The sequence below is a fragment of the uncultured Phascolarctobacterium sp. genome (assembly GCF_905212365.1).
Classification (GTDB): domain Bacteria; phylum Bacillota; class Negativicutes; order Acidaminococcales; family Acidaminococcaceae; genus Phascolarctobacterium_A.
On the sequence record NZ_CAJMEH010000025.1, the window covers coordinates 1 to 25,643 of the forward strand.

At 52.8% G+C, this 25,643-nt stretch carries 24 protein-coding genes and 1 other annotated feature; of the genes, 5 read left to right on the plus strand and 19 right to left on the minus strand.

The window, feature by feature from the left end:
* Positions 1-131: 131 nt before the first annotated feature.
* The 12 genes from leuA to QZ105_RS05560 form a co-directional block, all read right to left on the minus strand.
* Positions 132-1,811 carry a 2-isopropylmalate synthase gene (gene leuA / locus QZ105_RS05505; RefSeq protein WP_293728850.1) on the minus strand — a complete coding sequence of 560 codons (1,680 nt, stop codon included), beginning with the start codon at positions 1,809-1,811 and terminating at the stop codon, positions 132-134.
* Positions 1,812-1,854: 43 nt separating this feature from the next.
* Positions 1,855-2,080, minus strand: a binding site (T-box leader).
* Positions 2,081-2,229: 149 nt separating this feature from the next.
* Positions 2,230-3,741, minus strand: coding sequence for an IMP dehydrogenase (locus QZ105_RS05510; protein WP_293728851.1), 1,512 nt, complete (start codon positions 3,739-3,741; stop codon positions 2,230-2,232).
* 39 nt (positions 3,742-3,780) lie between these two features.
* Positions 3,781-5,058: a phosphoribosylamine--glycine ligase gene (gene purD / locus QZ105_RS05515; protein WP_293728852.1), complete on the minus strand. Its 1,278-nt coding sequence runs from the start codon at positions 5,056-5,058 to the stop codon at positions 3,781-3,783.
* A 20-nt stretch (positions 5,059-5,078) separates the two neighbouring features.
* The gene (locus QZ105_RS05520; RefSeq protein ID WP_293728853.1) at positions 5,079-5,672 is read right to left on the minus strand and encodes an IMP cyclohydrolase; all 594 of its coding nucleotides are present in this window, start codon (positions 5,670-5,672) and stop codon (positions 5,079-5,081) included.
* A 17-nt stretch (positions 5,673-5,689) separates the two neighbouring features.
* Complete coding sequence (gene purN, locus QZ105_RS05525; protein WP_293728854.1) at positions 5,690-6,295, minus strand: phosphoribosylglycinamide formyltransferase; 606 nt, start codon at positions 6,293-6,295, stop codon at positions 5,690-5,692.
* Positions 6,288-7,349: a phosphoribosylformylglycinamidine cyclo-ligase gene (gene purM / locus QZ105_RS05530; protein ID WP_293728855.1), complete on the minus strand. Its 1,062-nt coding sequence runs from the start codon at positions 7,347-7,349 to the stop codon at positions 6,288-6,290. The genes purN and purM overlap by 8 nt, the downstream gene beginning before the upstream one ends.
* 19 nt (positions 7,350-7,368) lie before the next feature.
* Positions 7,369-8,799 (minus strand): amidophosphoribosyltransferase, encoded by a 1,431-nt coding sequence (purF, locus tag QZ105_RS05535; RefSeq protein WP_293728856.1) that lies wholly within the window; start codon positions 8,797-8,799, stop codon positions 7,369-7,371.
* 51 nt (positions 8,800-8,850) lie between these two features.
* Positions 8,851-9,348: a 5-(carboxyamino)imidazole ribonucleotide mutase gene (purE, locus tag QZ105_RS05540; protein ID WP_293728857.1), complete on the minus strand. Its 498-nt coding sequence runs from the start codon at positions 9,346-9,348 to the stop codon at positions 8,851-8,853.
* Between the two features lie 269 nt (positions 9,349-9,617).
* Positions 9,618-11,123, minus strand: a complete 1,506-nt coding sequence (gene glpK / locus QZ105_RS05545) for a glycerol kinase GlpK (RefSeq protein WP_293728858.1) — start codon at positions 11,121-11,123, stop codon at positions 9,618-9,620.
* Between the two features lie 66 nt (positions 11,124-11,189).
* A complete protein-coding gene (locus tag QZ105_RS05550) occupies positions 11,190-12,467 on the minus strand; it encodes a TRAP transporter large permease (protein WP_293728859.1) in 1,278 nt (425 codons plus the stop codon).
* Complete coding sequence (locus QZ105_RS05555; protein ID WP_293728860.1) at positions 12,467-12,943, minus strand: TRAP transporter small permease; 477 nt, start codon at positions 12,941-12,943, stop codon at positions 12,467-12,469. The genes QZ105_RS05550 and QZ105_RS05555 overlap by 1 nt, the downstream gene beginning before the upstream one ends.
* A 99-nt stretch (positions 12,944-13,042) precedes the next feature.
* On the minus strand, positions 13,043-14,077 hold the full coding sequence (locus QZ105_RS05560; protein ID WP_293728861.1) for a C4-dicarboxylate TRAP transporter substrate-binding protein: 1,035 nt from the start codon (positions 14,075-14,077) through the stop codon (positions 13,043-13,045).
* Between the two features lie 282 nt (positions 14,078-14,359).
* Between QZ105_RS05560 and QZ105_RS05565 the strand changes: the two genes are divergently transcribed.
* The 4 genes from QZ105_RS05565 (at position 14,360) to QZ105_RS05580 (ending at position 17,268) form a co-directional block, all read left to right on the plus strand.
* Entirely contained in the window at positions 14,360-15,088 is a 729-nt protein-coding gene (locus tag QZ105_RS05565) for a glycerophosphodiester phosphodiesterase (RefSeq protein ID WP_293728862.1), read from the plus strand.
* Between the two features lie 18 nt (positions 15,089-15,106).
* Complete coding sequence (locus QZ105_RS05570) at positions 15,107-16,177, plus strand: LacI family DNA-binding transcriptional regulator (RefSeq protein WP_293728863.1); 1,071 nt, start codon at positions 15,107-15,109, stop codon at positions 16,175-16,177.
* A 72-nt stretch (positions 16,178-16,249) separates the two neighbouring features.
* Complete coding sequence (locus QZ105_RS05575; RefSeq protein ID WP_293728864.1) at positions 16,250-16,942, plus strand: AzlC family ABC transporter permease; 693 nt, start codon at positions 16,250-16,252, stop codon at positions 16,940-16,942.
* Positions 16,939-17,268 carry an AzlD domain-containing protein gene (locus QZ105_RS05580; RefSeq protein WP_293728865.1) on the plus strand — a complete coding sequence of 110 codons (330 nt, stop codon included), beginning with the start codon at positions 16,939-16,941 and terminating at the stop codon, positions 17,266-17,268. Before QZ105_RS05575 ends, QZ105_RS05580 begins: the two co-directional genes overlap by 4 nt.
* 183 nt (positions 17,269-17,451) lie before the next feature.
* Here QZ105_RS05580 and QZ105_RS05585 read toward each other — a convergent pair whose 3' ends face one another.
* The 7 genes from QZ105_RS05585 to QZ105_RS05615 all read right to left on the minus strand — a co-directional run bounded on the left by QZ105_RS05585 (position 17,452) and on the right by QZ105_RS05615 (position 24,883).
* Positions 17,452-18,123, minus strand: a complete 672-nt coding sequence (locus QZ105_RS05585; protein WP_293728866.1) for a DUF1638 domain-containing protein — start codon at positions 18,121-18,123, stop codon at positions 17,452-17,454.
* Position 18,124: 1 nt separating this feature from the next.
* Positions 18,125-19,225 (minus strand): Coenzyme F420 hydrogenase/dehydrogenase, beta subunit C-terminal domain, encoded by a 1,101-nt coding sequence (locus QZ105_RS05590; protein ID WP_293728867.1) that lies wholly within the window; start codon positions 19,223-19,225, stop codon positions 18,125-18,127.
* A gap of 108 nt (positions 19,226-19,333) precedes the next feature.
* Positions 19,334-20,323, minus strand: a complete 990-nt coding sequence (gene galE / locus QZ105_RS05595) for a UDP-glucose 4-epimerase GalE (protein ID WP_293728868.1) — start codon at positions 20,321-20,323, stop codon at positions 19,334-19,336.
* 8 nt (positions 20,324-20,331) lie between these two features.
* Positions 20,332-21,216: a UTP--glucose-1-phosphate uridylyltransferase GalU gene (gene galU, locus QZ105_RS05600; RefSeq protein ID WP_293728869.1), complete on the minus strand. Its 885-nt coding sequence runs from the start codon at positions 21,214-21,216 to the stop codon at positions 20,332-20,334.
* Between the two features lie 60 nt (positions 21,217-21,276).
* On the minus strand, positions 21,277-22,644 hold the full coding sequence (locus QZ105_RS05605; protein WP_293728870.1) for a phosphomannomutase: 1,368 nt from the start codon (positions 22,642-22,644) through the stop codon (positions 21,277-21,279).
* Positions 22,645-22,787: 143 nt separating this feature from the next.
* On the minus strand, positions 22,788-23,567 hold the full coding sequence (locus QZ105_RS05610) for a retron system putative HNH endonuclease (protein ID WP_293728871.1): 780 nt from the start codon (positions 23,565-23,567) through the stop codon (positions 22,788-22,790).
* Positions 23,564-24,883, minus strand: a complete 1,320-nt coding sequence (locus QZ105_RS05615) for an AAA family ATPase (RefSeq protein ID WP_293728872.1) — start codon at positions 24,881-24,883, stop codon at positions 23,564-23,566. The genes QZ105_RS05610 and QZ105_RS05615 overlap by 4 nt, the downstream gene beginning before the upstream one ends.
* A 192-nt stretch (positions 24,884-25,075) precedes the next feature.
* On the opposite strand from QZ105_RS05615, the gene QZ105_RS05620 reads away from it, so the two are divergent.
* Positions 25,076-25,643: DUF401 family protein (locus QZ105_RS05620; RefSeq protein WP_293728873.1), on the plus strand; the 568-nt coding region annotated here is incomplete at its 3' end.

The following is a 25,643-nucleotide window of genomic DNA, read 5'->3' on the forward strand; positions in this document are numbered from 1 at the left end:
GACCACAGTAACTGACAAAGGGGCGACCACACCACAGAAAATGACAAAGTACTTATTAAAAAGGGACGGCCGCGGCCGTCCCTTGATTTTTTAAGCTTTAACTTGCCTGCATCTAGCATTGCGTATATTTTTTATTTTTCGGCTCGGTTGATGGCGCAGATGATGCCCAGCAGCGCCGCCACGTTAATATTGGAATGAATGCCGGCGCCGAAGATATGCTCGCTGTTCGGCTTCCTCAGCTCGATATAGCAAATGCCCAGCGCGTCGCTGCCGCGGGAAATAGCGTGCTCATGGTAATTGACGAAGCCGTAGCCGGTAACGCCCACGCCCGCCAACGCCTGGAAGAAGGAGTCGATGGGGCCGTTGCCCACGCCGACAATGTGGCGTTCCTGCCCGTTAATGCTCACAGCGCCTTCAAAGCGGCTGTGCACGCTGCCGTCAGGCTCGTGCAATTCTGTGAAACGGTGACGCAGGAGCATATATTTGCCGACACGGTCGAGATATTCCTTTTGGAACAAATCCACAATCTGCTGGCTGCTCAGCTCGTCGCCGTAAGCGTCGGCCGCCGCCTTCACGATATTGCCGAATTCGGGATGCATTTCCTTGGGCAGATTATAGCCCACGGCATGCTGCAGCACGAAGGCCGCACCGCCCTTGCCGGACTGGCTGTTAATGCGGATAACGGGCTCGTATTCGCGGTTCAAATCGGCAGGATTGATGGGCAAATAGGGAACCTCCCAATATTCCGTGCCGCTGTTCTTCATAAATTCGTAGCCCTTGCGGATAGCGTCCTGATGCGAGCCGGAAAAAGCGGTGAAGGCCAGCTCGCCGGCGTAGGGCTGACGCTCGGGCACGTGCATTTTAGTGCATTCCTCATATACCTTTTTGATATCCAGAATATGCGAGAAATCCAGCTGCGGGTCCACGCCCTGGGTGAACATATTCAGCGCCACGGTCACGATATCCAGATTGCCGGTGCGCTCGCCGTTGCCGAACAGTGTGCCTTCGATGCGGTCTGCGCCCGCCATCAAAGCCAGCTCGGCCGAGGCCACGCCGGTGCCGCGGTCGTTGTGCGGATGCACGCTGATGATGGCCGCTTCACGATTATGCATATGGCGACAGAAGTATTCAATCTGGTCGGCATAGGTATTGGGCGTGCACATTTCCACCGTCGACGGCAGATTGAGAATAATGGGATTTTCCTTAGTCGCGCCCATCTCCCGCATTACCGCTTCGCAGATAGCAATGGAAAAATCAATTTCCGTACCTGTGAAGCTTTCGGGTGAATATTCGTAGCGGATGTTCATACCGCTGCGGGCCACTTCTTCCTCCGTCAGCTGGCGAATCAAGCGCGCGCCCTGCACGGCGATTTCCGTAATGCCGTCCATATCCTTGCCGAATACCACCTTGCGCTGCAAGGTCGAAGTAGAATTATAAAAATGGATAATGACGTTTTTCGCGCCGCGCACCGCTTCAAAGGTTTTGCGGATCAGCTCCTCGCGGGCCTGCACCAGCACCTGCACCGTTACGTCGTCAGGAATGTGATTGCCTTCGATTAAAGTGCGCAGGATTTCGTATTCCGTTTCGGAAGCGGAAGGAAAGCCCACCTCAATTTCCTTAAAGCCCACGTCCACCAGCGTGTGGAAAAATTTCAGCTTTTCGTCAATGCCCATGGGCGTTACTAAAGCCTGATTGCCGTCGCGCAAATCCACGCTGCACCAAACCGGCGCTTTATCGATTATTTTTTCCGGCCATTGACGGTCGGGTAAGGAAACTCGTTGAAAGGGTACGTATTTTTTTTCTTGCTGCATGCTGTATTCCTCCAATAAAATAACCCGCCCCATAGTTTTAATAACTAGGGGCGGGGAAAAATCCACGCTGTACCACCCTATTTCAGCCGCCGCAGCAGCCCTCTCAGCCTCCAACAAGGCCTTTGCCTGTAACGTGACCACACGTCCTTCCCTACATATCAGGAAGGCAACTCCGGGATCAGTATACATATAATTACCGGCGCCGCCTTGCACCAACCAGCGGCTCTCTGAGGCCCTTCATTATATCTTCTTCCCTTCCTCGTCTTTTAGGGGCGATATATAGTTGTTGAAAAACATTATACTAATTCAGTAAAATAGTTGTCAACTGCCGCACGTTTTTATTTTTTCTGCGCCGCAGAACTGTTAATATTGAAACAAAGTGCAGGTCAGCCATCAGACTGCCTGCACTTAAATTGTATTATTTAGGATAGCTGCTGTTAGTATTTTCTTTCAGCAGTACGTCGTGAGCGCCGCCCTCAACCAAAGAGGTTGCCGATACCAGAGTCAGCTTGGCCTTAGCCTGCAGCTCGGGAATATTCAGCGCGCCACAGTTGCACATAGTGGAGCGAATCTTGGACAAGGTCAGGTTGACGTTATCCTTCAGGCTGCCTGCATAGGGAACGTAGGAATCTACGCCCTCTTCAAAGGACAGCTTGGCTGCGCCGCCCATATCGTAGCGCTGCCAGTTGCGGGCGCGCGCAGAGCCTTCGCCCCAGTATTCCTTCATGTAGGTGCCATTGATATTTACCTTGTTGGTCGGGCTTTCGTCGAAGCGGGCGAAATAACGGCCCAGCATCATAAAGTCAGCGCCCATAGCCAAAGCCAGGGTCATATGGTAATCGTAAACGATACCGCCGTCGGAGCATACGGGAACGTAAACGCCGGTTTCCTTATAATATTCATCGCGGGCCTTGCAAACCTCAATCAAAGCCGTTGCCTGGCCGCGGCCAATGCCCTTTTGCTCGCGGGTGATGCAGATAGAGCCGCCGCCGATGCCGACCTTAACAAAGTCTGCGCCTGCTTCCGCCAGGAAGCGGAAACCGTCAGCGTCTACGACGTTGCCTGCGCCAACCTTAACGCTGTCGCCGTAATGCGCGCGAATCCAGTCCAGCGTCAGCTTCTGCCAGGCGCTGTAGCCCTCGGAAGAGTCGATGCACAGTACGTCCACGCCTGCGTCCACCAAAGCCGGTACGCGCTCGGCGTAGTCGCGGGTGTTAATGCCTGCGCCGACGATATGGCGTTTCTTGCTGTCCAGCAGCTCCAAGGGATATTCCTTGTGCGTAGCGTAATCCTTGCGGAAAACCATATACAGCAAACGTCCCTCGTCGTCGACGATGGGCAGAGTATTGAGCTTCTTTTCCCAAATGATATCGTTAGCCTGCTGCAGGGTGGTATCCTTACCGGCAACAATCATTTGGTCGATAGGAGTCATAAAATCGCGCACCTTGGTAGCGCGGTCCATGCGGCTGGGGCGGTAATCGCGGCTGGTAACAATGCCCTCCAGCTTACCGTTAACAGTTCCGTCGCTGGTAACGGCTACGGTGGAATGGCCGGTGCGCTCCTTCAAAGCCAAAATATCGGCCAGAGTGCTGTCAGGACGAATGTTGGAATCGCTGCTGACAAAGCCTGCGCGGTGAGCCTTAACGCGGGCTACCATAGCGGCCTCGTCTTCGATGGACTGAGAGCCATAAATAAAGGAAATGCCGCCCTCCTTAGACAGAGCGATAGCCAGCTTCTCGCCGGATACGGCCTGCATAATTGCGGATACCATGGGGATGTTCATGGTAATAGCGGGCTCTTCGCCTTTTTTGAATTTAACCAGCGGCGTGCGCAGGTCAACATTAGTCGGAATGCATTTTTCAGAGGAATAACCGGGAACTAACAGATACTCGCTAAAAGTATGAGCAGGTTCATCGTAATAAAAAGCCATTCTTTCATCATCCTTTGCTAAAAATTTATTTTATCTATTTTACCTCTTTAACGCTCTCCACGCAATATCTTTCCGGCAAAAAGCTTTATCAAATTTAATTTTTTCTACGGCGCTGTAAGCGCGGTCGCGAGCTGCCTTAATCGAAGAGTCCACAGCTGTAACGCCCAAAACGCGTCCGCCTGCCGTAACGACGCTGCCATTTTCGTATTTCGTTCCGGCGTGGAACACAACTACGTTTTTATCGTTGGCCGCAGCCTCCAAACCGGTAATATCCTTGCCCTTTTCGTAGCTTTCGGGATAACCGCCGCTGGCCATAACCACGCACACGGCAGCCTTATCGTGCCAGCCCACGTCAGCCTTATCCAGAGTTCCGGTAGCGCAGGCCAGCATAATGTCGGCCAAATCGCCGTCCAACAGCGGCAAAACCACCTGGGTTTCCGGGTCGCCGAAGCGGCAGTTAAATTCCACAACCTTCACGCTGTCGCCCTTAATCATCAGACCGGCGTACAGGCAGCCCTGATAAGGCATACCCTCCGCAGCCATAGCCTCGACCACAGGCTTTAAAATGCGCTCCGTAGCCTTCAAGCGCAGAATGTCCGTCATAACCGGAGCTGGCGCATAAGTTCCCATGCCGCCGGTGTTGGGGCCCTCGTCGCCGTCGAAAACGCGCTTATGATCCTGCGCGGCGATCATGGGCACTACGGTTTTGCCGTCTGTGAAGGCCAGCAGCGACGCTTCCTCGCCCTCCATATATTCTTCCAGCACCAGGCGAGCGCCAGCATTGCCGAATTTATGGTCGCCCATCATTTCGTCGATAGCAGCCAGCGCATCTTCCTTCGTCATGGCCACCACAACGCCCTTGCCGGCCGCCAAACCGTCGGCCTTAACCACGATGGGCGCGCCCTTTTCCTCAACATAGGCTTTCGCAGTTGCAATATCCTCGCACACCTTGAAGAAAGCCGTGGGAATATTATATTTCGCCATCAGCTCCTTGGAAAAGGCTTTGGAGCCTTCCAGCTGCGCCGCCGCTTTGGAAGGGCCGAACACCGGCAGTCCGCGGCGCTTAAACACGTCAGCCAAGCCTGCTACCAGCGGCGCCTCCGGGCCTACGACGGTTAAATCGATGCTTTTTTCTTCGGCATAATCCGCTACGCCTTCCAAATCGTCAATATTGATGCTGATACATTCGCACTTTTTCAGCTGCGCAATGCCGGGGTTGCCCGGAGCCGCATACAGCTTTTCCACCTTGGGGCTTTGAGCCAGCTTCCACGCCAGCGCATGCTCGCGGCCGCCGCCGCCAATCAATAAAATACGCATATCCTTACCTCGCTATCGCCTTACTCAGCCAGCTGCTTACGCAGATATTCGCTGATCATCGCATCGTATTCGGCAGTATGGGAAAACGCCTCCAGCGCCAGCTCCTTGCGGGTGCGGGCGTCCACGTCGCCGTCCTTGCGCAGCATTTCCATCAGTCCGGCATAACGGCTGGGATAGGTCACGATAACCACGTCCTTGAAGTTTTTAGCGGAAGCGCGCACCATGGCCGGGCCGCCGATATCGATATTTTCAATAGCCTCCGCCTCGGTCACGCCGGGCTTGGCCACGGTTTCACGGAAGGGATACAGATTTACTACCACCAAATCGATGGGCGTAATATCATGCTCGGCCAAAGCCTTCATGTGTTCGGGATTGCTGCGGACTGCCAGAATAGCGCCGTGAATTTTGGGGTTCAGAGTTTTCACGCGGCCGTCCATAATTTCCGGAAAGCCGGTCACGTCGCTGACATAGGTTACGGGAATACCCGCATCCTTAATCGCCTTCATCGTGCCGCCGGTGGAAATAATTTCCACGCCGTTATCGCTTAAAAATTGTGCCAGCTCCACGATGCCGGTCTTATCGGAAACGCTTAATAATGCTCTTTTAATCTTCATGCTTGCACCTCTATTCTTTATGCCAAAACCTTAACCTTGCGTCCGTCGATTTGCAGCTTATCTTCCGCCCACAGCTTCAGCGCCTCCGGCATAGCGATATGCTCCTGCACCAAAATGCGGTCGGCCAGCGTGTCCTCCGTATCGTCGTCCAAAACGGGGACAACCTTCTGTAAAATTATCGGACCGCTGTCCGTGCCCTCGTCCACGAAATGCACGGTGCAGCCAGAAAATTTCACGCCGTAAGCCACCGCCTGTCCCTGGCCATGCAGTCCAGGGAAGCTAGGCAGCAGCGCGGGATGAATATTGATAATCTTATGATGCCATTTATTGACAAAAGCGCCGCTTAAAATGCGCATAAAGCCTGCCAACACCACCAGCTCGCAGCCTGCCGCCGTTAAAGCGTCGTTAATCTTCGCTTCAAATTCCTCTTTGGAAGCGCAGCCCTTACGCTCCACCGCTACGGTTTTAATGCCGGCCTTCGCCGCACGCTCCAGCGCGAAAGCGTCTGGCTTATCGCTGACGACTACCGCGATTTCCAAGGGCAGATAGCCGTCGGCAATGCGGTCCATAATGGCCTGTAAATTACTGCCGCGCCCGCTGACTAATACGCCGATCTTACGCACCGAAAACGCCGCCCTTCATCACAGTCTTTTGGCTGCCGGGCACAATTTTGCCCAGCTCGTAGAATACCTCGCCTACTTCCGTCAAATGTGCGCGCACCGCGTCGGCCTCCGCCGGGTCAACTACCAGCACCATGCCCACGCCCATATTAAAGGTGCGGTACATTTCCGCCCAAGGCACATTGCCCCATTCCTGCAATTTTTTAAATACCACGGGCACTTCCCAAGCCTCAGCGTTCACCTCGGCGTCGCAGTCCGCAGGCAGAATGCGGGGAATATTATCATAGAAGCCGCCGCCGGTAATATGCACCATAGCGTGCAAATCAAATTTTTCAATCAAGGGCAGGCAGGTCTTGGGATACAGGCGCGTAGGCGTCAGCAGCTTTTCGCCCAAGGTGCAGTCAAAGTCCGCAATCGGAGTATCCATATCGTAGCCCATGGCCTCGAAGCAAATTTTGCGTACCAAGGAGAAGCCGTTGGAATGCACGCCGCTGGAGGGCAGACCCAGAAGCACGTCGCCGGCCTTAACCTTTTCGCCGGTAATCATCTTGGATTTATCCACCACGCCTACGCAGAAGCCGGCGATATCGTACTCGCCTTTGGCATAAAAGCCGGCCATCTCCGCAGTTTCGCCGCCAATCAGCGCGCAGCCGCTTTCCTTGCAGGCATTGGCCACGCCTTTAACAATATTGGCAACCTTCTGGGAATCCACCTTATCCACGGCAATATAATCCAAGAAGAACAAAGGCTCCGCGCCCTGCACCAGAATATCGTTGACGCACATAGCCACCGCGTCCTGACCGATGGTATCGTGCTTGTCGGCCATAAACGCCAGCTTCAGCTTCGTGCCTACGCCGTCGGTGCCGCTTACCAGAACGGGCTCCTTGTACTTGCCGCAGTTCAAAGCGAACAAGCCGCCGAAGCCGCCTAAATCGCCGATGACCTCGCTGCGATAGGTAGCGCGCACGCTGTCCTTCATCAGCTCTACCGCTTTATTGCCGGCGTCGATGTCCACACCGGCGTCAGCGTAGGTAAGTTGTTTCTTTTCTTCGCTCATGATTGGCCTCCCAATTTATTTATTCAAAAATTTCCTCAGGCTCCTGACTTATAACCTCGTCCGCCTTGTCTGGATAGTCGGAGCTAAAGCAGGCGCAGCACAAACCGTCCGGGGCGATTTTGCTGATAGCGCGCTTCATGCCTTCCATAGAAATATAATGCAAACTGTCCGCGCCGATAAAGCGGCAGATTTCTTCATTAGTACAACGAGCGGCAATCAGCTGCTTGCGCTCGGAAGTGTCGATGCCGTAATAGCAGCTGTCCACAACTGGCGGCGAAGAAATGCAGACGTGTACCTCGCGGGCTCCCGCCTCCTTGAGCAGCTTGACTACCTTGCCGCTGGTAGTGCCGCGCACGATGGAATCGTCCACCATCACCACGGACTTGCCCTCTACCACGCTGCGCACCGGGTTCAGCTTCAAGCGCACGGCGTTGGCGCGCTGCTTCTGCGTAGGCTGAATAAAGGTACGGCCCACATAGCGGTTTTTCGTCAGGCCCTCCATAAAGGGGATACCGGATTCCAGCGCATAGCCGATAGCGGCGGGAGTGCCGCTGTCGGGAGCGGAAATAACGATATCCGGCTTAATTTCCTTCGTTTCCTTCGCCAGCTCGCGGCCCATCTGAATGCGGGCATCGTAAACAGGCTGCTTATCGATAACGCTGTCGTTGCGGGCAAAATATACGTATTCAAAAATGCAGTGCGCCGTTTTTTCCGGCAGCTTATCGGCCCACATAATGCTGCGGGGCTCGGCGTTATCGCTGTCGATGATGACCATTTCGCCCGGCTTAACGTCGCGCACCAGCTCCGCTCCCACCAAATCAAAGGCGCAGGACTCGGAAGCTACGCACCAGCCGTTTTCCATTTTGCCCAAAACCAACGGGCGGAAGCCGTAAGGATCGCGCACGGCGATAATTTTATTATCCGTCATAAACAAAATAGCGTAAGCGCCGCGAATCTGCTTCACGGCCTCGGCTACGCGCTCCTCGATAGTCTTGCGCGCACTGTAAGCGATCAGCGTCAGCACCACCTCCGTATCTACGGTAGTAGTGAAAACCGCGCCCTCCTTGGCCAGATTAGCCCGCAGCTGCCCGGCGTTGGTCAGATTGCCGTTATGGCTCAGCGCCAGATTGCCGCCGTCGAAATAAACCTTCAGCGGCTGAATATTATAGGCCATGCTGGCGCCGGTGGTGGAATAACGCACGTGGCCGATGGCGGCAAAGCCCTGCAAATCGCCGACGCCGTCCTTGTAGACGTCGGGAACCAGTCCCATGCCCTTTTTCACCTTCATCGTCTTGCCGTTGGTGACGACGATACCGGTGCTTTCCTGCCCGCGGTGCTGCAAAGCGTACAAGCCCCAATAGGTATTGAGCGCTACGTCCTCGCTGTGACTGAAAATACCAAAGACGCCGCATTCCTCATGCAGCTTATCATCCTGAAATAAGTTTTCCACAATCAATTCTCCTTGCCAATTATTTGCTCTGCGCAAGCGCTTGGTATGGTCTTACTTGCTTTCTGCTCTCAATTTAGCCAGCTTTTCGCCCTTGGCCTTAACCTCCTCCTGCATTTGCAGGCGGTTGGCGGCCAGCCTATCCACCAGCTCGGGGTATTTTGTAGCCAGAATCTGCACGGCGAACAGCGCCGCATTTTTTGCGCCGTTAATCGCCATCGTCGCAACAGGAATACCGGAAGGCATCTGCACAAAGCTCAGCAGCGCGTCCATTCCGCCCAAAGGCGTAGCGTTTATGGGAATGCCGATGACCGGAACCGTAGTGTAGGCCGCGATAACGCCGCCCAAATGCGCAGCTGCTCCTGCCGCCGCAATAATGGCTTCTACGCCGCGTTCGCGGGCTCCGGCAGCAAATTCATGTACTATGTCAGGGGTGCGGTGAGCGGAAGCTACAATAACTTCTACCTCGACGCCAAAATCCTTCAGAGTTTTTTCAGCCGGCTCCAGTACGGGCCAGTCGGAATTGCTGCCCATAATGATTGCTACTTTCATCAACATCTACCTCCCAAAATTTGCTTACTAAAAAAACAAAACCCAAGCAAAATGTTTTCTCAGGCTACAATACACGTTAGTATAGTTAATATCATTATATCAACAGCCATGAGCATCGTCAAATAAAATGTGAACTTTTTAACACTGGCAAAGGACTTTTCTGCCGATGCCATTGTTTCTGCTCCTGAAATAATTAACAAGCAATTACAATCAGCAAAGCAAAAAGCCCAGGAAAATTCCCAGGCTTTAGCATATGTTTTCTTCTTAAATTATTCCTCCGGCTGCAGTCTTACGCAGGCGGCCTTCACCGCCCTGTGCCAGCCGTGCAGGATTTTTTCGCGTTTGGCGCATTCCATAGCTGGCATAAAGGTTTTGGCGATGACGTGGTTCTTTTTGATTTCTTCCTTGTCCTGCCAATAGCCCACCGCCAAGCCTGCCAGATAAGCCGCGCCCATAGCGGTGGTTTCGATGCACGCCGGCCGCGCTACGTTAGCATTGATGATATCGGCCTGCATCTGCATCAGCAAATTATTGGCGCAAGCGCCGCCGTCCACCTGCAAAGAACTCAGCTTGATGCCGCTGTCTTCTTCCATGGCTTTCAGCACGTCGTACACCTGATAGGTGATGGCCTCCAGCGTCGCGCGCACAATATGGTTGCGGTTGACGCCGCGGGTCAGCCCCACAATAGCGCCGCGGGCATATTGGTTCCAATAGGGAGCGCCAAGACCGACGAAGGCCGGTACTACATAGCAGCCGTTGGAATCGGGCACGGCTTTAGCCAGCTCCTCGGATTCTGCGGCGCTGCGAATAAGCCCCAGCTCGTCGCGCAGCCACTGCACAGCCGCACCCGCTACGAAAATAGAACCCTCCAAGGCATATTCCACTTTGCCGTCCACGCCCCAGGCGATGGTCGTGACCAGACCGTTCTTAGAGGTTACCGGCGTCTCGCCCGTATTCATCAGCATAAAGCCGCCGGTGCCGTAGGTATTTTTCGCCTCTCCCGGCGTAAAGCAGGTCTGGCCGAACAGCGCGCATTGCTGGTCGCCGGCCGCGCCTGCGATAGGAATATTTTCGTCGAACAGCTTGGCGTCGGTCATGCCGTAAACGCAGCTGGAGGGCTTAACCTCCGGCAGCATATCCTTGGGCACGCCCAAAACCGTTAATATTTCGTCGTCCCACTTCAGCGTATGGATATTGAACATCAGAGTACGGGAAGCGTTGGAATAATCTGTTACGTGCACCTTGCCGCCCGTCAGCTTCCAAATAATCCAGCTGTCGATAGTGCCGAAAAGCAAACGGCCCGCGTCGGCCTTTGCCCTTGCTCCCGAAACGTTTTCCAAAATCCAATGCAGCTTGGTTCCCAAAAAATAAGCGTCCAGCACAAGGCCCGTTTTTTCGCGGAACATATTGGCATAGCCTTTAATTTTCAATAAATCGCAATATTCCGCAGTACGGCGGCACTGCCACACAATAGCCTTGCACACGGGGCGACCGGTAATTTTATCCCACACCACCGTAGTTTCGCGCTGGTTAGTAATGCCGATGCCCGCGATGTCCGCCGGCGATACGTCCAGCTTGCCCATAGCCTCGTACATCAGGCCCAGCTGCGTCGACCAAATTTCTTCGGCGTCGTGTTCCACCCAGCCTGCCTGCGGATAATACTGGGTAAATTCCTTCTGCGCTACGCTGCAAATATCTCCCTGCTTATTAAAAAGAATGCAGCGGCAGCTGGTCGTTCCCAAATCCAGGGCCATAATATATTTTTCTTTCGTCATGAAGCCTGCCTCCTTTCAAAAAACCGAGAAGCTGCTGGCAGCTTCCCGGCATAAAACGCTATACGGTTACAAATTAGGCAGGAACATCACGATGCCCGGCACGTAGGTAACGATTAAAAGCGTAATGACCAAAGCGAGGATGAAGGGCCATACCTCTTTGAAAAATTCTCCCAGCGGCGTTTCCGTTATCGCGCAGACCGTAAACATCATCGAGCCGAAGGGCGGCGTCAGACCGCCAATCATAATATTCACGATACAGATAACGCCGAAATGCACGGGGTCGACGCCCAGCTGCTTCACTACCGGCACCAGCAGCGGAGCCAGAATAATCAGCGCCGCGCCGCCTTCCAGAAACATACCCAAAACCAGCAGCAGAATATTGACCAGCATCAGCATCACATAGGGATTTCTGGTCATATCCAGCATGGTGGAGGTAATTTGCTGGGGAATGCGCTCCCAGTTCATATAGTAGCCAAAGAAAGAAGCGGCTACGATAATCAGACAAACAGAGCTGGTTCCGTAAATCGTTTCCTTCATAATCGGCCAGGCGTAAGACCATTTCAGCTCCTTGTAGATGAACGCGCCGACGAAAATGCAGTACACTACGGCCACGGCGCCCGCCTCGGAAGGAGTGAACATACCCATGCGCAGGCCGGCGATAATACCGAAGGGGAACAGCAGCGCCCAAATGGATTCTTTGAGCTGCTCCATAATTTCACCAAAGGTAGCGGCCCGCTCGCGCGACGGCTTATAGCCGCGCTTGCGGGAAACGATGGCGACGACAATCATCATGGACACGGCCATCAGTACGCCGGGAACATAACCGGCCATAAACATTTTCGTAACGGATACGCTGGCAATTAAAGCGTAAATAATCAGGTTAATGCCGGGCGGAATAACCGGCGTACTGGCGGAAGAAGCCGCCGTAACCGCCGCCGAAAAGGCACGGCCATAGCCGCGTTTTTCCATTTCCGGCACCAGCATTTTACTCTGCATAGCGGCGTCGGCGTTAGCGCTGCCCGACACGCCGCCCATCAGCAGGCTCAGCAGCACGTTGACCTGCGCCAGGCCGCCCGTCATATGGCCCATCAAAACGTCGGTAAATTTCATCAGCTTATCGCTGATACCGGCATAATTCATAATGGAGCCCGCCATAATAAAGAAGGGAATAGCCAGCAGCGGAAAGGACTGGGTGCTAGTGATAATTCTCTGGAACATTAAATGCGTCGGCGACGCGCTGTCGATAAAGGTAAAATAGGATACCGTTGCGCCGAACAGGGCGTAAGCGATAGGAATGCTGGAAAAATAGAGGATAAAGACAATTATCACGGGCAAGTAAGCCATTATGCGTCAACCTCCTTTTTGCCAAATAAATCTTCAACAACAAATTTTACGGAATAAGCCGTCATCAATACGAAGGCTATGAGCACGGACGAGCTGATGTAGGCGGAAGAAACGCCCAGCACCGGCGTCATTTTCGTATAGGACGTTTGAATATAGAGTACGGAAAGATAAGCCATATAGCCGTTAAGCACCACCAGAATCACATCGGTGAGCAGTCTGACGCCGCGCTGCATGGCCCGGGGCAGGCGCTTAACTATCAGGTCCACGCCTACATGTCCGCGATGCTTGAACACAGCCACGGCGCCGATAAATACGGACCAGACGAAGCAGCCGGTCGCCACCTCCTCAGACCACACCAGGCCGGAGTTAAAAATATAGCGCAAAATAATATTGATAATAACGAGAACCGTCGTAATGGATATGAATATTGAAGCGACGATATCCTCAAAATTTTGCAGAATAAATCTTAAATTCATTAATAAATGCCTCCACAAGAAATATACCGCGTGTGCAAAATAAAGCGTTCCGTTTAAAAAACTTTAAACGAAACGCTTCGATTTTAGAACAACGAAAGATTATTTGGAGCTGCGAATCTTAGCAATTTCCTCTTTCAGTTTTTTGTAAATGCCAGGAGTTGCGCCTTCTTTTTCCTCCATCTGTTGGAATACGGGTTCGGTTGCTTTTTCAAAGGCTGCATGGTCAACGTCGTTGAATTTTACGCCCTTAGCTTCCAGCTCTTTGTAAACCTGATTATAGGACTCGGTGGAAATCTTGGTCATTTCCTTGCCGCCGTAAGCAAACTCTTCGGCTACGATTTTTTGATCCTCCGGAGACAGCTTGTCCCAAACCTTGGTGGAAATGTAAACACCGCAGGTACCCAGGAAATGTTTCGTAGTAGCTACATTCTTAGTATATTCATAGCATTTGGTGCCGATGTTGGTAAATTCGGAGCCTTCCAGGCCGTCGACTACGCCTTGAGAAACGCCGGACAAGGTCTCGGAGAAGGGCAGGCTGGTAGCGGTTGCGCCCATAGCGTTAATGGTATCGATGAACAGCTTGCTGCCGGGAGTACGCAGCTTCATGCCTTTCAAATCCTCCGGTTTGGTAATAACCTTATTGGTAATCAGGTTGCGGAAGCCGAATACATAATCCAGAGCCAGAACCTTAATGCCCTTTTGTTCAGCCTTGGCTACCATATCCTTAACCAGCGGAGTTTCGATCATCTTAGCGTACTCGTCGTAGGTCTGGTACAGCATCGGGCCGACCAAAGGCTTAAAGTCAGGCACATAATCGCCCAAATAAGACGGATCCTCTACGGAAATAAAATTAGCGCCGTTAGCTACCTGCTCCAAGCCGTCCTTGTAGCAAGCCAGCTGGTTCTGGCCATAGCATTGAATTTCTACGCGGCCATTAGTCTTTTTATTGATGCGCCCGGCAACCAGCTCCATGGATTTATACAGCTGCTCGTCGGGAGAGAATACGTGGCTCAGCTTCAGCACAACCTTTTTGTCAGAACCGGCGGCCTTGTCCTCAGCTTTTTTGTCGCCGCCGCAGCCTGTCAGCGCCAGCATCATCACTGCCATCATCAACAGAGCGATTATTTTTTTCATGTAAATCCTCCTCTACTTTCTTGTTAAAATTTGTTGAAATTTTTACTAAGAACTTTTCCAACCACAATGTCTATTATCATATTATCAGAGCTTCACATAATTGTCAATAATTTTACGATAATTTGATAATACAGCTCCTATCTGCCTTTTGGCTGTTTTTTGTCCATCGCGGTCTAAAATAGTCCCACTTGTTTTTTCCCCTCTCGTGTGCTAAGATATTGTTGAAAATTGTTGAATTTATTTTAAATTTCACCGTAGCTTGCAAACAAAGGAGACTTTTTTATGACTATGATTTTTGCCCATCGCGGCTTTTCCGGCTATTATCCCGAAAACACTATGCTGGCCTTTCAAAAAACGGCGGAGGAATCTCCTGCCGACGGCATCGAGCTCGATATTCAGCTGACGAAGGACGGCGAAATCGTCATTATGCACGACGAAGCTCTGGACCGCACCACTAACGGCAGCGGCTTTTTAAAGGACTACACGCTGGAGCAGCTGAAAACCTTGTCCGTAGGCGTTAATACCAAGGGCTTCTTCCCCCGCCAAACTATTCCCACGCTGCGCGAATATTTTTCTTGGCTCAAAACCACTAAGCTCATTACCAACATCGAGCTGAAAACCGGCATTTTTGAATACGATGGCATGGCGGAAAAGCTGGTGTCTATGGTTCACGAATTTGGTCTGGAAAAGCAAATATGGTATTCCTCTTTCAATCATTATTCCATCGCCCGCATCAGGGAGCTGCAGCCTGATGCCAAATGCGGCCTGCTGACCGAAACCTGGATTATGAACATCGGCGCTTATGCCGCAAGCCAGGGAGCAGCTACCGTCAACGCCTGCAGCCCCTTCTGCCTGAAGAAAGGCGTAGCCGAGGATTTACATAAGCACGGCGTGGGCCTGCAGGCCTGGACGCCTAACGACGCAGAGCTGATGGGCAAGCTGGTCAAAGCCGGAGTCGACGTTCTCATCACCAATTACCCCGATATCGCCGCCAAAGTCATAGGCCGTTAAAAAAGAAAGGAGGGCGACATGCCCAAAAAGGTCACCCTCAAGGACGTCGCCGCGGCGGCAGGGATTTCGCCCGCCAGCGTTTCCATGATTCTTAATCGCCGCAGCATCGACCGCTTCAATAACGAAACAGTCCGGCAGGTCTTTACTCTGGCCGAAAGCATGGGCTATAAAAATAGCAAAAAGCAAGCCTACAGTCTTGTAGCTCCTGCGGACACGCTGATTTTTATCATTTGTCCCTCCGTTTTTAATCCCTTCTACACAACTATCATTCAGGGCATTGAAATCGCCGCCCGACGCCAGGGCTTCGTAACCTCTGTGCGCACCACCTATTGGGACACTGCCACGGAAAAGGAAATCATGGAGCAGGCGCGCCGTCTGCATGTAGCTGGCGTCATCTTCGCCATGATACCACAGCAGCCACAGCTGGCCTACGAGTTGAGCCGTCATCTACCCGTGGTAGCCATCGGCGACCGTCGCGGCGACCTGGAGCTGGCCACAGTGGATATGAATAATTTCACCGCCGGGCAGCTGGTAGGCAAGCATCTTTTGGACTTAGGCCACCGCCGTATTGCCTACCTTTCCACCACGCTCAACGAGCAGCACACCTCCCGCGTGCGCCGCTGCCAGGGATTGCAGGCCGCCTGCCAAGCCTGCGAGGGAGCGCAGCTAAATGTTTTCACCAAAGAAATCACGCCAGATTTTGAAATTTCCAACGTGGACGTAGAATACGCCACTGGCTACGAGCTGGCTTTGTCCTGCCTGGCGCAAAGGCCGCAAACCACCGCCCTCGTCGCCATCAACGACATGGTAGCCTACGGCGCCTACAACGCTGTTTGCGACAAGGGACTACGCATTCCTCAGGATATCAGCCTGTGTGGCTTCGATAATATTTTTCCCTCGCGCCTGCACGGAATCAGCCTGACCAGCGTGGATAATTCCCTGACCGACTGCGGCAAAAGCGCCTTTCATCTTTTGCAGGAGGAAATCGCCAGCTACCACAGCCAGGGAAAATTTACCAGCATTACTCACGTAGAATATAAATGCCGTTTAGTAACGCGCTCCAGCAGCGGGCCTGCACCCCAAAGTTGACGCGCCGCTGTTTTGGCGGTATAATAAATTCTATCTGAATAATAAGTATTAGGATTGTGCAGGTAAATGTCAATGAACAAATATCATGCGGCCTTTAAAGCCGCTTTTCCGTTAACGCTGCCCATCTGCGCAGCGTTTCTTTTTTTAGGAATTTCCTATGGCTTTTATATTTGCAGCAAGGGTTTCTCGCCCTGGTACCCCTTTTTCACCAGCGCGCTGGTTTTCGCCGGCTCCATGGAATTTGTGCTGGTAAGTATGCTGCTAAGCCCCTTTGAGCCGCTGTACTGTTTTTTAATGACGCTCATGGTCAACTCCCGCCATCTTTTTTACGGCCTGTCCATGCTGGAAAAATTCAAAGGGCTGGGCTGGAAAAAATTGTATCTCGTCTTTGGCATGTGCGACGAATCCTTTGCCATCAACTGCTCCGCCACCCCGCCGCCGGGAATTGACAAGGGCTGGTTTATGACCTTCGTCACTTTGCTCAACCAAATTTACTGGGTCGTAGGCGCTACGCTGGGCGGACTGCTGGGCAGCAGCTTGCAAATCAACACCAAGGGCCTGGACTTCGCCCTGACGGCGCTGTTCGTCGCCATCTTTGTCAGCCAATGGCAAAGCACGGATAATCACGCTCCTGCCATTACCGGCATCGCTATTACCTTGGCATGCCTGCTGCTTTTAGGCCCGCGCAGCTTTATCCCGCCTGCTATGGTGCTGATGCTGCTGCTCTTTATTTTCGCCTATTACAAAGGAGCGCGCCAGCCATGACCTTTACCGAACAGCTTATAACCATCGCCGCAGTAGTGCTGGGCACCATGCTCACGCGCTTTCTGCCCTTTCTGCTTTTTCCCGCCGACAAACAGACGCCGCCCCTGGTAGCTTTTCTTGGCAGAGTGCTGCCCGCCGCAGTTATGGGTATGCTGGTGGTCTATTCCCTCAAGGATATTAATTTTACAGCACCTGCTCACGGCCTGCCGGAAACAATCGCCGTAGGGCTTACCATTCTGCTGCAGCTGACGCTGAAAAATCTGCTGGTCACTATCGCCGCCGGTACCATTTGCTACATGCTGCTGGTGCAGCTCATCTTCGTATAAAAACGGCAGTAAACTTTTTATCCCTCAACTGAAAATTAAAATATTAAAGCACAGCCTATCGCTTGAAGGCTGTGCTTTCGTTTTTAATACGGTATTATTTTTTTGGCAGCTTACTATTGTGGAGCCTGCGTTTTATCATATTTTATGCCAAGCTCACCGGCATTTTTAATTGACGTACAAGCTCTATTTTTTAATCGTACACGGCCTTAATCCGTCAAACTCATGGATGCTGAGCATGCCGCCCTTGGGTATAAAAATTACGCTCTCGTCATAATTGCCGGACACCAATTTTTCCAGAACCTTATACGGCCCCGGCAAACGTGTAAGCGTCCCCTCTAAAAGCTTTACCAAAGGCATGATATAAGCTTCAACCTCGTTCAAATCATAGGTTCCCGTATCGATAATGTAAAAATCGGTAAAGCCATGATACAGCTTTTTGAGATACGCCTCCGCCGCGTCTTTTCCCTGCTCCCGCACCAGCTTCATATAATCTATTGAGGAATTTTTCATAAAGTTCATCCAGCTTTTGGTTATAAATATCGCACCGTCGGGCCTTTTTATTCCCGAGCCGGTTAAAAGCACGTCAATACAGTCCATCGTTCTGGGAACAGCCAGATTACAGGTGCTGGCCTGCAAATCGCAGGTTGCCTTACCGCAGCCGGAAACGCAGATGATTATTTCCTCCGCTTCCGTATTATCGTCGATAATTTTTTGCAGCGTTTGGTGCATTTTCTGCGGGTCGCTGTGCAAGGCGACGTCTAAATACCTGACCTTGCCGTCAAAGCCTATTTTAGCTATTGTTTGTTCCAATTCCTTTTGCAGCGTGATACAAGAACAAATCAATCTTTTAGCCATTTTATCTCCTTTCCGGACAGCCTATAAGCCGCTCTGCCAATTCTTCTAACGTGAGCTTATCTAAATTCTCAAAGAAAAATTCTCTCTGCGGATGCAGCGGCAGGGATTTTTCTACAGCCCAATTATATTCCGCGCCCTTGGCAAAATCCGTAGCCAACAAATCCATTTCAGCTTCAATCTGCGCCAAAGCGTCCGCGCCTTTAGCGGTATTTACCAGCACCAGCGTTACGCCCTTATCGTCGTCAAAATCCGGGAACTGCTTATCAACGCCCCAATAATCGGCAATCGTAATATCAGCCAAGCTGCGCTTATTATTAAACGCGCACTGGCCGCAGCTGGGCCTAATGCTGACATTATTCAAAAACAAACGCATATAGGTTTCTTTACGCTTGCTGGCGCCCATACGCTGATGCTCTGTCAAAAATACGGTTTCGCCCCGCTTCCAGCCCTTTTCCTTATCGCGAAAGCGCACCTGCCGCACCGGTTCGCCAGCCTGCGCCGACAATTCCGCCAAATGCTTGCGATACACCTTGGAGCTGGGCACGCCGTGACAAACCACGTCCACCGTCAGCAGATTAGGATAATCCTTAACCAAATAGCCTTTAAGCCCGCCAATCTGGCAGGGCGTGCCGCTGAACAATCCCTGCCGCCCGGCGCGCAGCAAGCCGCGCGCCTCTGCAAAGCAGCCTGCGATTACGCTCTGCACATATTTAGAGCCGCGCAAACGCGCCAGCTCGTCCATACTATCGGCTCTCACATGACGCACCTGCAACTGCTTGTCCAAAGCCGCGCCGAAAACCACGCCGTTTTTCGCCAGCGCCGCTTCGGCCAGCAAAGTAAATACCCCGCCGCTGGAGCTGGCAAAGCGTACCGCGTCGTTTTTATTTTTCGCTCCGTAAACTGCCAACAATTTATGCTGCTCAGGCTTATGCAGCAGCGGACACACCTGCTCGCACAAACCGCAGTCCACGCAAGCCTCCTCGTTTACTTCCGGATAAAGAAAGCCCTCGGCGTCAGGGCGCAAAGCAATGCAGCCCCGCGGGCAAATACTGGCGCAAGCCGAACAGCCGCAGCAATCGGCTTTATCTGCAAAATCGATCATCACACCTCACCTCAATTACAAAGGCACAGCCAAATACTTCCTGCGAAGTATTCAGTTGTGCCTTAAACGTCGTCATATGTAATTTTTCAGGAAAATATCCGCCGGCGCTTAGCCCTCATAGCCGCGAGGATGACCCTTGTGCCATTTCCAGGCCGTGCCGATGACCTCCTCCACGCTGCTGTGTTCGGGAACCCAGCCCAGCTCGCTGCGGATTTTTTCCGAAGATGCGATTAAAACTGCTGGGTCGCCTGCGCGGCGCGCTTCCTCCACTACCTTAAAGTCCACAGCCGTAACCTTTTTGGCGCAGTCGATCATCTGGCGCACGCTGAAGCCGTTCTCGCTGCCTAAATTATAGACGCGGCTGCTGCCGCCCTTGAGCAAATGCTGCAGCGCCAGCACATGGGCCTTAGCCAAATCGCAGACGTGAATATAATCGCGGATGCAAGTGCCGTCCTCCGTCGGATAATCGGTGCCGAAGATAGCAACCTGCTTGCGCACGCCTTGCGCCGTTTTCAAAATCAGCGGAATCAAATGGCTTTCAGGATTATGGTCCTCGCCGATATCCCGCGTAGGCGAAGCGCCCGCCGCGTTAAAATAACGCAGCGCCACATAGCGGAAGTCATAAGCCATATCGTAATCGGCCAGCATTTTTTCAATCATCAGCTTGCTGCGACCGTAAACATTAGTTGGCTGTAGCTTGCTGTCCTCGGTAATCGGCACCTGCTCCGGCTCGCCGTACACCGCCGCCGTCGAAGAAAAGACGATGCGGTCGACGCCTGCGCCGCGCATAGCCTCCAGCAGATGCAGGCTGCCCTCCACATTATTAAAATAATATTTAGCCGGATCGACCATGGATTCGCCAACCAGACTGCTGGCGGCAAAATGAATCACCGCGTCGATCTCGAACTGCTCCATAATATGCTTGGCAAAGCGCACGTCATGGATATCGCCCTCCACTAGCTGCACGTCCTCAGGCACTGCAGCCGCGTGGCCGGTAGAAAAATTATCGTAAACGATGGGCGTAAAGGCGCTCTTTTGCAGCTCCTCCACCACATGGGAGCCAATATAACCGGCGCCGCCGGTAACGAGAATATTCATTTTGCGCCTCACTTGCCTTCCTTAGCTACGATGCCCTGCAAATACGCCAAAAAACTGTCGTGCAGCTCCGGGCGTTTCAAAGCCATTTCTACCGTCGCTTCCAAAAAGCCCTGTTTGTCGCCCACGTCATAACGGCGTCCTTCAAAATTATAGGCGTACATAGCCTGCTGCTTAGCCAAAACCTTCAAAGCGTCGGTCAGCTGAATCTCGCCGCCACGACCCGGCTCTGTGTGCTCCAGAATTTCAAAAATTTCCGGATTAATAACATAGCGTCCCAAAACAGCCAAACGTGAGGGAGCGTCCTGCACCGCAGGCTTTTCCACCATATCGCTGACGGTAAAGGTGCGCGGCTCGTCCGTAGGCTGGCTGGCTAAGATGCCATATGCGGATACCTTTTCCTGCGGCACCTCCTGCACGCCTAAAACGCTGGCGCCCGTCTTATCATAAACGTCAATCAGCTGCTTTAATGCCGGAACCTGGCCGTCCACCACGTCGTCGCCCAGCAGGACGGCGAAGGGCTCGTCCTCCACAAAATGCTTAGCGCACAAAATAGCGTGGCCCAAGCCTCTGGGCTCCTTTTGGCGGATATAATGGATGCGCACCTCGGAAATTTTGCGCACCATTTCCAGCTCCTTCATTTTGCCGTGCTCCTCCAGGTTCAGCTCCAGCTCGATGCTGCGGTCAAAATGGTCCTCGATAGCGCGCTTGCTGCGTCCGGTAATAATCAAAATATCCTCGATACCGGAAGCCAGCGCTTCTTCAATAATGTATTGGATAGTCGGTTTATCTACAATGGGCAGCATTTCCTTGGGCGTAGCCTTCGTAGCTGGCAAAAAGCGCGTGCCCAGGCCAGCCGCAGGAATAACTGCTTTGCGTACCACCTTACGTTCCATGTGCGTTCCTCCTTCACAAATCGTTCCGCCTGCCGCCGCAGGCTCTTTTATTTTATAGATTTAAGCTTCCTCGCCGCCGATAATTGCCAGCAGCTCTTCCGTTTTAGCGGCCAAAAGCTCTTTGTCCCCCTTGGTTTCCACGTTTAAGCGCATTACAGGCTCCGTATTGGATACGCGCACGTTAAAGCGCCAAGTATCGTAAGCTACGCTCAGGCCGTCCAGATGGTCCTGCTCGCCGTCGGCATAGCGCTTACCCAGCTCTGCCAAAACCGCAGCCGAATCCTCCACTTTGCGGTTAATCTCACCGCTGCAGGGGTACATAGCCATACGCTCGCCCACCAGTTGGGACAGCGTTTTGCCGGTGCGGCACAGCAGCTCCGTTACCAGCAGCCAGGGAATCATGCCGCTGTCGCAGTAGGAAAAGTCGCGGAAATAATGGTGCGCGGACATTTCACCGCCGTAAAGCACGCCGTTATTGCGCATACATTCCTTCATAAAAGCATGACCGCTCTTGCAGCGTACCGGCACGCCGCCGTCGCGCCGCAAAATTTCCTCCGTGTTCCAGGTCAGCCGCGGGTCGAACATAATCTTCGCGCCCGGCTCCTTGCGCAGGAAGGTTTCCGCCAGCAGTCCGACGATATAATAGCCTTCAATAAATTCAGCCTTTTCGTCAAATAAGAAGCAGCGGTCAAAATCGCCGTCCCAGGCAATACCCAGATCAGCGCCGCTTTCGCGCACTACCTTAGCAGTAGCCTCGCGGTTGGGCAGCAGCAAAGGATTGGGCACGCCGTTGGGGAAACTGCCGTCCGGCGTATCGTTGAGCGTAATAAATTCAAAGGGCAAATGCTTGGCCAGCTCCTTAACCACGGGGCCTGCGCCGCCGTTGCCGGGGTTAGCCACAATCTTCATTGGTTTCAGCGCCTTAACGTCCACATAACTTAATAAATGCTCGATGTAAGCCGGCATAATATCCAGCTTTTCCACCGCGCCCAAGGTTTTGCCAGGCACCAGTTGATGCGCAAAATTCTGAGCCGCCGCCATCTCGCCGATTTCCTTCAGTCCGGTATCGGCAGAAATGGGACGCGAACCGCGGCGCACCAGCTTCATGCCGTTATATTCCTTGGGATTATGGCTGGCGGTAATCATAATACCGCCGTCGGCCTGCAAATGCGCCGTAGCAAAATAAATCATTTCCGTGCCGCATTGTCCTATATCGATTACCTTCGTACCGCCGTGGCGCAAGCCCTCCGTCAGCGCCTCTACCAGCGCAGGGCCGCTTAAACGAATATCGTGACCTACAACTACAGTTTCTGCTGCAAACATAGCGGAAAAAATACGTCCTACGCGATAAGCCAGCTCCTCGTTGACCTCGGTCGGATAAACGCCGCGCACATCGTACGCTTTGAACGCCTTATTGGTTACTTCCATCTTACATACTCCTTTTAGCTGAATTTTTTATAATAATATACAAAGTCAATTAATCAATATTTATATTCTGCACAAAGGGAGAAAATCCTGCCGCCTCGCCAAAAATAAACGACATATTTTCTCACTTACGCTGAAATTATAAATTATAATCTGTCGCCGCTGGCTGTAATCACCCGTTCCGCCGCTTCTCCCAAATACCAACGAAAGACGGAAAAGAACGGCAGCATTACGCCATCATAATTAGGCGGCAGGCAGGTTTCTGCCAGGAGCGCCAGTGTTTCCTCCAACGGCTGCCCTATCGCTAATGCCTGCGCGATTTCGTCCTCCAGCTTTTGGATAACCTCCAGCCGCATACGCATCAGCCGCGGCGCGTTCAAATTCAGCTCTCTAATCGTACTGTTCGCCTTGCGCTGCAAATTTTTCGGGCAATTCTCCTCGTCCACAAACATTTTGCCTGAATGTTCTGCATAACGAAAAATCCGCAACCGTCCCGGAATCTTTAAAGGATTCAAAATCAGCCCGCTGATTTCCTTGCCGCCCTTGGGCACATCGCAGCTGCGGTCGCGCTTCAGCTCCGAATAACGGCGCTCCGCATCCGGCACGCAGGGCTGGCTGCCGCCGTGGCAAACGCCCAGCAGATTGCGCCAGTCCAAATGATAATTATGCCCGCGCTCCTGCGTCGCTCCCTTGGGATAAAAATGCTCCACACGGAAATCGTCCACTTCCGTTTCCGCCTGCGCCAGCTTAATACTAATCTCGCAATAAGCGCACAACCCATGCTGGTCCTGTAAAATCTGGCGTTTCACCTCGCGGTAGCCGTTGCGGGCGCGGCGGCGGAAGTGCTCCCAGGTTTCGCGCGGATAGGACTTGCGGTAGCGAGCTAAAGCCTCCGGCTCCTGCTTGCTTTTATACACCCGCTTCATGACCGTTTTCTCCTGAACTGCCGCATCCTGATATCCATATCGGCGCGCAGCAACGCAGGCTCCTGTCCGTTGGACCATTTATCCAGCTGCTCCCGCAGCTTTAAGGCCTCCGGCGTATCCCATTTATCCTCGCTGACCAGCTCCAAATAGCGTTTAAGATTCTGCACAATAGGCAAATGCTCCGACCGCGGCGCCACGTTCTGGATGTCCTGCAAAATCTGCGTGCTGGTCGCGCCCATGGAAAAGCTTACGCGGCGTACGCCCTCAAACTGCTTGCCCCACATCAGCACGCGGATGCTGTCCGCAGGCACGCTGCCCAAAACGTGCGGGCTGTGCGTCGTCACCACAAACTGCACGCTGGGGAAAGCCTTTTGCAAATCCAGCAGCACCGTCTGCTGCCACAGGGGATGCAGGTGCATATCAATTTCGTCAATCAGCACCAGACCCGGCGTATCCAATACGGCGCGCTCGCCCAAATGCGGGTTAAGCCGCACCATGCGGTAAGCCAAATCTGCCACCATGCTCAGTACGCTGCGGAAGCCGTCGCTCAAATCGTCCACCACCATTTCGCCGGTAACAGGATGGCTGACCACGAAGGTTTTCAGCTTAAAATTATAATACAAATCATGCAGCCCCATGCTGCTCATGCAGGCGTCCACCGCCTGCTGAATAGCCTTTTTTATCAGCAGATTGCGCTGTATATCCCGTTCGCCCTGCTGGCTTTCCTCCAGCGCGCAGCGGCTCACATGCTCAAACCATTTGCCAAAGGTATTATATGAAGAGGACGGCTCCAGGCATTCCTCATAGCCAACCTCCCGCGCCTCCAACGATTTATCATAATGAGCCATCAAGCTGCTGTCCACCCAAATGCGCGACGTACCGTAATAAGCGAAGGCCGGAAACAAAACCTGCTCATGGCTGGCAACAGCCTGCCGCAGCTCCGCGCCATTATCCAGCAAATCGCAGGCGTCCTCCTGCAGCTCGCCCTCCGCCGAAAGCACGCGCGTACAGCTCAGCTTGCGCCCCAGCGCCTCGCCCTCCAAGCGCACCTCCACCGGATACTTGCTTTCCATTCTCTCGATATGCTTGCCGTCCTTGCCATAAACCGGCACCCGGCGCACATCCTTAGGCAGAATAGTGCGTCCCGGCACGGCAAAGGCCCGCAGATACGGCTCTAACGCAATAGCCAGCGCGTCGAAAACAGCAGTCTTGCCCTTGCCGTTTTCTCCCACGATAACCGTCAGCTTCGGGTCAAAATCGATATCCAGCTCATCATAGCAACGGAAATTTTTCAGCTTTAATCTGTCAATACGCATAGCACGACCTCCGCTTCTGTTTCTATATTAACAGTATACACCTTTTTTCAGCAGGCGATAAGCTTTTATATGGCAAAGATTAGGCAAAAAAGCAAAAATGATGTATAATAGACAGGCTGTGAACAGTATTTAATTTAAAGAAGATAAATTCTTAAGACTGACGCGAGTCAGCCTGAAAAGGACGGTGCTTTTATGAATATTTTTCTGCTGCTGGCCATCGCCATGCTGCTGATTATCATTATGCTGCGCAAGCATATTCCCATAGGCCCCTGCATGCTGGCGGGCGGTCTGCTGATTTGGGCCGTTAAGGCTCCCAGCCTGCACTATCTGACGCAGGCAGGCGTCGAAACCATGACCATGAGCCGCACCTACGATATTTTGCTGGCCCTGTATTTCGTTATGTGCCTGGAAATCGAGCTGCGTACCAGCGGCGCGCTGGCCGGCATGGTCCACGCCTTGCAGCGCATCTTTTCCAGCACCAAAGTAACGCTGGCCGTAATGCCCGCCTTTCTGGGACTGCTGCCCTCCTTGGGCGGCGCGCGCTTTTCCGCTCCCATCGTCGAGGAAGCCAGCCGTGATTTGAACATCACCCAGGAGCACAAGGCCGCCATCAACTTCTGGTTCCGCCACATTTTTGAATTTTCCAGTCCCATCATTCCCGGCATGATTATGGCCTGCAATATCGCAGGCGTCGCCTACAGCGATTTCATCATGCATCTGTGCTGGCTCACAGCGCTGGCCTTCGCCGCAGGCTGGCTGG

What these genes read in the sequence shown, in the direction of transcription:
- leuA (WP_293728850.1), bottom strand. Translation starts at nt 1,811, where the DNA reads ATGCAGCAAGAAAAAAAATACGTACCCTTTCAACGAGTTTCCTTACCC.
- QZ105_RS05510 (WP_293728851.1), bottom strand. Translation starts at nt 3,741, where the DNA reads ATGGCTTTTTATTACGATGAACCTGCTCATACTTTTAGCGAGTATCTG.
- purD (WP_293728852.1), bottom strand. Translation starts at nt 5,058, where the DNA reads ATGCGTATTTTATTGATTGGCGGCGGCGGCCGCGAGCATGCGCTGGCG.
- QZ105_RS05520 (WP_293728853.1), bottom strand. Translation starts at nt 5,672, where the DNA reads ATGAAGATTAAAAGAGCATTATTAAGCGTTTCCGATAAGACCGGCATC.
- purM (WP_293728855.1), bottom strand. Translation starts at nt 7,349, where the DNA reads ATGAGCGAAGAAAAGAAACAACTTACCTACGCTGACGCCGGTGTGGAC.
- purE (WP_293728857.1), bottom strand. Translation starts at nt 9,348, where the DNA reads ATGAAAGTAGCAATCATTATGGGCAGCAATTCCGACTGGCCCGTACTG.
- glpK (WP_293728858.1), bottom strand. Translation starts at nt 11,123, where the DNA reads ATGACGAAAGAAAAATATATTATGGCCCTGGATTTGGGAACGACCAGC.
- QZ105_RS05550 (WP_293728859.1), bottom strand. Translation starts at nt 12,467, where the DNA reads ATGGCTTACTTGCCCGTGATAATTGTCTTTATCCTCTATTTTTCCAGC.
- QZ105_RS05555 (WP_293728860.1), bottom strand. Translation starts at nt 12,943, where the DNA reads ATGAATTTAAGATTTATTCTGCAAAATTTTGAGGATATCGTCGCTTCA.
- QZ105_RS05560 (WP_293728861.1), bottom strand. Translation starts at nt 14,077, where the DNA reads ATGAAAAAAATAATCGCTCTGTTGATGATGGCAGTGATGATGCTGGCG.
- QZ105_RS05565 (WP_293728862.1), top strand. Translation starts at nt 14,360, where the DNA reads ATGACTATGATTTTTGCCCATCGCGGCTTTTCCGGCTATTATCCCGAA.
- QZ105_RS05570 (WP_293728863.1), top strand. Translation starts at nt 15,107, where the DNA reads ATGCCCAAAAAGGTCACCCTCAAGGACGTCGCCGCGGCGGCAGGGATT.
- QZ105_RS05575 (WP_293728864.1), top strand. Translation starts at nt 16,250, where the DNA reads ATGAACAAATATCATGCGGCCTTTAAAGCCGCTTTTCCGTTAACGCTG.
- QZ105_RS05580 (WP_293728865.1), top strand. Translation starts at nt 16,939, where the DNA reads ATGACCTTTACCGAACAGCTTATAACCATCGCCGCAGTAGTGCTGGGC.
- QZ105_RS05585 (WP_293728866.1), bottom strand. Translation starts at nt 18,123, where the DNA reads ATGGCTAAAAGATTGATTTGTTCTTGTATCACGCTGCAAAAGGAATTG.
- QZ105_RS05590 (WP_293728867.1), bottom strand. Translation starts at nt 19,225, where the DNA reads ATGATCGATTTTGCAGATAAAGCCGATTGCTGCGGCTGTTCGGCTTGC.
- galE (WP_293728868.1), bottom strand. Translation starts at nt 20,323, where the DNA reads ATGAATATTCTCGTTACCGGCGGCGCCGGTTATATTGGCTCCCATGTG.
- galU (WP_293728869.1), bottom strand. Translation starts at nt 21,216, where the DNA reads ATGGAACGTAAGGTGGTACGCAAAGCAGTTATTCCTGCGGCTGGCCTG.
- QZ105_RS05605 (WP_293728870.1), bottom strand. Translation starts at nt 22,644, where the DNA reads ATGGAAGTAACCAATAAGGCGTTCAAAGCGTACGATGTGCGCGGCGTT.
- QZ105_RS05610 (WP_293728871.1), bottom strand. Translation starts at nt 23,567, where the DNA reads ATGAAGCGGGTGTATAAAAGCAAGCAGGAGCCGGAGGCTTTAGCTCGC.
- QZ105_RS05615 (WP_293728872.1), bottom strand. Translation starts at nt 24,883, where the DNA reads ATGCGTATTGACAGATTAAAGCTGAAAAATTTCCGTTGCTATGATGAG.